Genomic DNA, 5,804 nt, shown 5'->3' with positions numbered 1-5,804 from the left:
GTTAAATGCGGGGAGCCCCCGCACGGTGTGCGGGGGCTCGACCCTTGGTGGTGTGGTCCGGCGGTGTCCTACTCTCCCACACCCTTCCGGGTGCAGTACCATCGGCGCTGTGGGTCTTAGCTTCCGGGTTCGGGATGGGACCGGGCGTTTCCCCCACGCTATGACCGCCGTAACTCTGCCTCCCCCTGCTCCACCGTTCCGGTTGCCCGGGGCCTGGTGGTGGGGGAAATCTGGTCACAGACTTCGTCTGTTGTGGTGTTGCTGTGGTGGTTCCTGGTACCAACGGGTTGTTGGTCGGGAGCCGTATAGTGGACGCGGTGTTCTGAGTGTTCCCACCCTGTATCCCCACGGTGTGGGGGGGGGTGGGTGTGGTGTAAGTTGTCGGCTTATTAGTACCGGTCGGCTGCACACGTCGTTGGTTCGTGCTTCCACCTCCGGCCTATCAACCCAGTGGTCTAGCTGGGGGCCTCTCGCACACGAGGGTGCGTGGAAATCTCATCTCGAAGCGAGCTTCCCGCTTAGATGCTTTCAGCGGTTATCTCTTCCGAACGTAGCGAAGCAGCGGTGCACCTGGCGGTACAACTGCCATACCAGAGGTTCGTCCGTCCCGGTCCTCTCGTACTAAGGACAGGTCTTCTCAAATTTCCTGCGCGCGCAGCGGATAGGGACCGAACTGTCTCACGACGTTCTGAACCCAGCTCGCGTACCGCTTTAATGGGCGAACAGCCCAACCCTTGGGACCAACTCCAGCCCCAGGATGCGACGAGCCGACATCGAGGTGCCAAACCATGCCGTCGATATGGACTCTTGGGCAAGATCAGCCTGTTATCCCCGAGGTACCTTTTATCCGTTGAGCGACGGCCATTCCACAATGTACCGCCGGATCACTAGTCCCGACTTTCGTCCCTGCTCGAGCTGTCGCTCTCACAGTCAAGCTCCCTTGTGCACTTACACTCGACACCTGATTGCCAACCAGGCTGAGGGAACCTTTGGGCGCCTCCGTTACTCTTTAGGAGGCAACCGCCCCAGTTAAACTACCCATCAGGCACTGTCCCTGACCCGGATCACGGGCCGAAGTTAGATGTCCAGAGTGACCAGAGTGGTATTTCAACGTTGACTCCACGTGCACTGGCGTGCCCGCTTCACCGTCTCCCACCTATCCTACACAAGCCACACCGAACACCAATACCAAACTATAGTAAAGGTCTCGGGGTCTTTCCGTCCTGCTGCGCGTAACGAGCATCTTTACTCGTACTGCAATTTCGCCGAGTTCATGGTTGAGACAGCGGGGAAGTCGTTACTCCATTCGTGCAGGTCGGAACTTACCCGACAAGGAATTTCGCTACCTTAGGATGGTTATAGTTACCACCGCCGTTTACTGGGGCTTAAATTCTCCGCTTCGCCGTGAGGCTAACAGGTCCTCTTAACCTTCCAGCACCGGGCAGGAGTCAGTCCGTATACATCGTCTTGCGACTTCGCACGGACCTGTGTTTTTGATAAACAGTCGCTTCCCCCTGGTCTCTGCGGCCCTTACCCGCTCGCACCAGCAAGTGGTGTCCACGGTCGGGGCCCCCCTTCTCCCGAAGTTACGGGGGCATTTTGCCGAGTTCCTTAACCATGATTCTCTCGATCGCCTTAGTATTCTCTACCTGATCACCTGTGTCGGTTTGGGGTACGGGCGGCTGGAACCTCGCGTCGATGCTTTTCTCGGCAGCATAGGATCACCGAATCCCCCCACGAATGGGGGTCCCGTCACGTCTCAGGCTGTGTGACCCGCGGATTTGCCAACGGGTCGCCCTACACGCTTAGACCGGGTCTACCATCGCCCGGCTCGGCTACCTTCCTGCGTCACACCTGTTAATACGCTTACCTCCCCGGTTCAGGTCCCACGCTCCCCGACACCTCCCGACGGCCAAAGGCCGGCGGTCTGGTGCGGTTCGGGTGGTTAGTGTCCCCGGTTCGGTAGGGGCGGTTCTTCGCCGGTACGGGAATATCAACCCGTTGTCCATCGACTACGCCTGTCGGCCTCGCCTTAGGTCCCGACTGACCCAGGGCAGATTAGCTTGACCCTGGAACCCTTGATCATCCGGCGGACGGGTTTCTCACCCGTCATTCGCTACTCATGCCTGCATTCTCACTCGTGTGGGCTCCACCACTGGGTCACCCCGCAGCTTCACTGCCCACACGACGCTCCCCTACCCATCGCACCACCTGAACCGGCCCGCAAAGGACCGGTTGGGTATCATTGGTGCAATGCCACAACTTCGGCGGTGTACTTGAGCCCCGCTACATTGTCGGCGCGGAATCACTTGACCAGTGAGCTATTACGCACTCTTTCAAGGGTGGCTGCTTCTAAGCCAACCTCCTGGTTGTCTAAGCAACTCCACATCCTTTCCCACTTAGCACACGCTTAGGGGCCTTAGTTGGTGGTCTGGGCTGTTTCCCTCTCGACTATGAAGCTTATCCCCCACAGTCTCACTGCTACGCTCTCACTTACCGGCATTCGGAGTTTGGCTGACGTCAGTAACCTTGTAGGGCCCATCGGCCATCCAGTAGCTCTACCTCCGGCAAGAAACACGTAACGCTGCACCTAAATGCATTTCGGGGAGAACCAGCTATCACGAAGTTTGATTGGCCTTTCACCCCTACCCACAGCTCATCCCCTCCATTTTCAACTGAAGTGGGTTCGGTCCTCCACGCGCTCTTACACGCGCTTCAACCTGGCCATGGGTAGATCACTTCGCTTCGGGTCTAGATCACGCCACTCACTCGCCCTGTTCAGACTCGCTTTCGCTACGGATACCCCTCACGGGTTAACCTCGCGACGTAACACTAACTCGCAGGCTCATTCTTCAAAAGGCACGCCGTCACCTTGTAGGGCTCCGACGGTTTGTAGGCACACGGTTTCAGGTACTATTTCACTCCCCTCCCGGGGTACTTTTCACCTTTCCCTCACGGTACTGGTCCGCTATCGGTCATCAGGTAGTATTTAGGCTTACCAGGTGGTCCTGGCAGATTCACACGGGATTTCTCGGGCCCCGTGCTACTTGGGTACGCATACCGTGCGGCAGCGACGATTTCGTCTACGGGACTCTCACCCTCTCCGGTCCGGCACTCACACCGGTTCGACTATCGCCCTGCACTCACACGCCCGGGCCGGCAGACCCGGGACGACACGCCCCACGACCCCGATGATGCAACCCCTGCCGGGTATCACACACCATCGGTTTGGCCTCTTCCGCGTTCGCTCGCCACTACTGACGGAATCACTGTTGTTTTCTCTTCCTGTGGGTACTGAGATGTTTCACTTCCCCACGTTCCCTCCACACACCCTATGAATTCAGGTGAGGGTCACCACGCATAACACGCGGCGGGGTTTCCCCATTCGGAGACCCTCGGATCACAGCTCGTTTATCAGCTCCCCGAGGCTTATCGCAGATTACCGCGTCCTTCATCGGCTCCTGATGCCAAGGCATCCACCGTGCGCCCTTAAAAACTTGCCACATGATCACAGAACACACCGAGACCACCACCACCACACCCCGCGAAGGGGCCCGGCAGCAGTCTCTCGGCGATCAATCACGAACACGGCACCACAACCAGCCAGAACACCCCTTCCGAAGAGGAGGAGTCCCGGTCGCCTGCGGCACCCGTTCTAAAAGATGCTCGCGTCCACTATACAGTTCTCAAACAACAACCCGCACACCCCACACACTGGTGGGCGCCGCCCCCACGGGGACCACGACCACCGGCAGGACGCCGGGAACCCAGACACAACACCCCCACCACCAGCACCACCCCCCACAAACGGGGACCAGCACCAGCACCGGGGCCTGTTGTCTCAGGACCCAATAGTGCACCACGGACCACACCCACCCACCAGGACCGGCCACTTCCACCACCACCACCACCAACCCCCAAGAGGGCTCACGGTGCAGCAGGTACTAGGACGACCCCGGCCGGCAACCCCCACCCAGCAGAACCAGGACACCCGGCAGAACCAGGAGACCCGGCAGAACCAGGAGGAAGGAGTGCGGCCACTTGCTCGTTGATATTCCACCCATGAGCTCACCCCACCAGCACCACGGACGGGCACTAGGGCGGGGGCGACCACCACACGGCGGTCAACGGCTCCTTAGAAAGGAGGTGATCCAGCCGCACCTTCCGGTACGGCTACCTTGTTACGACTTAGTCCCAATCGCCAGTCCCACCTTCGACGGCTCCCTCCCACAAGGGGTTAGGCCACCGGCTTCGGGTGTTACCAACTTTCGTGACTTGACGGGCGGTGTGTACAAGGCCCGGGAACGTATTCACCGCAGCGTTGCTGATCTGCGATTACTAGCGACTCCGACTTCATGAGGTCGAGTTGCAGACCTCAATCCGAACTGAGACCGGCTTTTTGGGATTAGCTCCACCTCACAGTATCGCAACCCTTTGTACCGGCCATTGTAGCATGCGTGAAGCCCAAGACATAAGGGGCATGATGATTTGACGTCATCCCCACCTTCCTCCGAGTTGACCCCGGCAGTCTCCTATGAGTCCCCACCATCACGTGCTGGCAACATAGAACGAGGGTTGCGCTCGTTGCGGGACTTAACCCAACATCTCACGACACGAGCTGACGACAACCATGCACCACCTGTCCACCAGCCCCGAAGGGAAACCCCATCTCTGGGGCGGTCCGGTGAATGTCAAGCCTTGGTAAGGTTCTTCGCGTTGCATCGAATTAATCCGCATGCTCCGCCGCTTGTGCGGGCCCCCGTCAATTCCTTTGAGTTTTAGCCTTGCGGCCGTACTCCCCAGGCGGGGCACTTAATGCGTTAGCTACGGCGCGGAAAACGTGGAATGTCCCCCACACCTAGTGCCCAACGTTTACGGCATGGACTACCAGGGTATCTAATCCTGTTCGCTCCCCATGCTTTCGCTCCTCAGCGTCAGTAACAGCCCAGAGACCTGCCTTCGCCATCGGTGTTCCTCCTGATATCTGCGCATTTCACCGCTACACCAGGAATTCCAGTCTCCCCTACTGCACTCTAGTCTGCCCGTACCCACTGCAGACCCGGGGTTGAGCCCCGGGCTTTCACAGCAGACGCGACAAACCGCCTACGAGCTCTTTACGCCCAATAATTCCGGACAACGCTTGCGCCCTACGTATTACCGCGGCTGCTGGCACGTAGTTAGCCGGCGCTTCTTCTGCAGGTACCGTCACTCTCGCTTCTTCCCTACTGAAAGAGGTTTACAACCCGAAGGCCGTCATCCCTCACGCGGCGTCGCTGCATCAGGCTTCCGCCCATTGTGCAATATTCCCCACTGCTGCCTCCCGTAGGAGTCTGGGCCGTGTCTCAGTCCCAGTGTGGCCGGTCACCCTCTCAGGCCGGCTACCCGTCGTCGCCTTGGTGAGCCATTACCCCACCAACAAGCTGATAGGCCGTGAGCCCATCCAAAACCAGTAAAACCCTTTCCACCACCCACCATGCGATGAGAAGTAGTATCCAGTATTAGACCCAGTTTCCCAGGCTTATCCCAGAGTCAAGGGCAGGTTACTCACGTATTACTCACCCGTTCGCCACTAATCCGCCCAGCAAGCTGGGCATCATCGTTCGACTTGCATGTGTTAAGCACGCCGCCAGCGTTCGTCCTGAGCCAGGATCAAACTCTCCGTCAAAAAAACAACGAAAACATCGAACCCCGGCTGAAAATGCTGCCACCACCCCACGGAGGCAGGACGGCAACAACCAATCAACCGAATAAAACATCCGGTATCAACAAACATGGCACACTATTGAGTTCTCAAACAACAGACC

3 rRNA genes are annotated in these 5,804 nt (G+C 58.4%); all 3 read right to left on the bottom strand.

Annotated features, from left to right (window positions below):
* Positions 1 to 55: 55 nt before the first annotated feature.
* The 3 genes from rrf to ACFYE3_RS18850 all read right to left on the bottom strand — a co-directional run bounded on the left by rrf (position 56) and on the right by ACFYE3_RS18850 (position 5,665).
* A 5S ribosomal RNA gene (gene rrf, locus ACFYE3_RS18860) occupies positions 56 to 172 on the bottom strand.
* Positions 173 to 369: 197 nt separating this feature from the next.
* Positions 370 to 3,503 (bottom strand): 23S ribosomal RNA (locus ACFYE3_RS18855).
* 636 nt (positions 3,504 to 4,139) lie between these two features.
* Positions 4,140 to 5,665: ribosomal RNA gene (locus tag ACFYE3_RS18850) — 16S ribosomal RNA — on the bottom strand.
* Together the 16S, 23S and 5S rRNA genes form the textbook arrangement of a ribosomal RNA operon.
* Positions 5,666 to 5,804 lie beyond the last annotated feature (139 nt).

It is taken from the genome of Kocuria arenosa (assembly GCF_042879215.1).
Lineage (GTDB): Bacteria > Actinomycetota > Actinomycetes > Actinomycetales > Micrococcaceae > Kocuria > Kocuria arenosa.
This window is presented reverse-complemented; position numbering and strand designations above follow the sequence as displayed.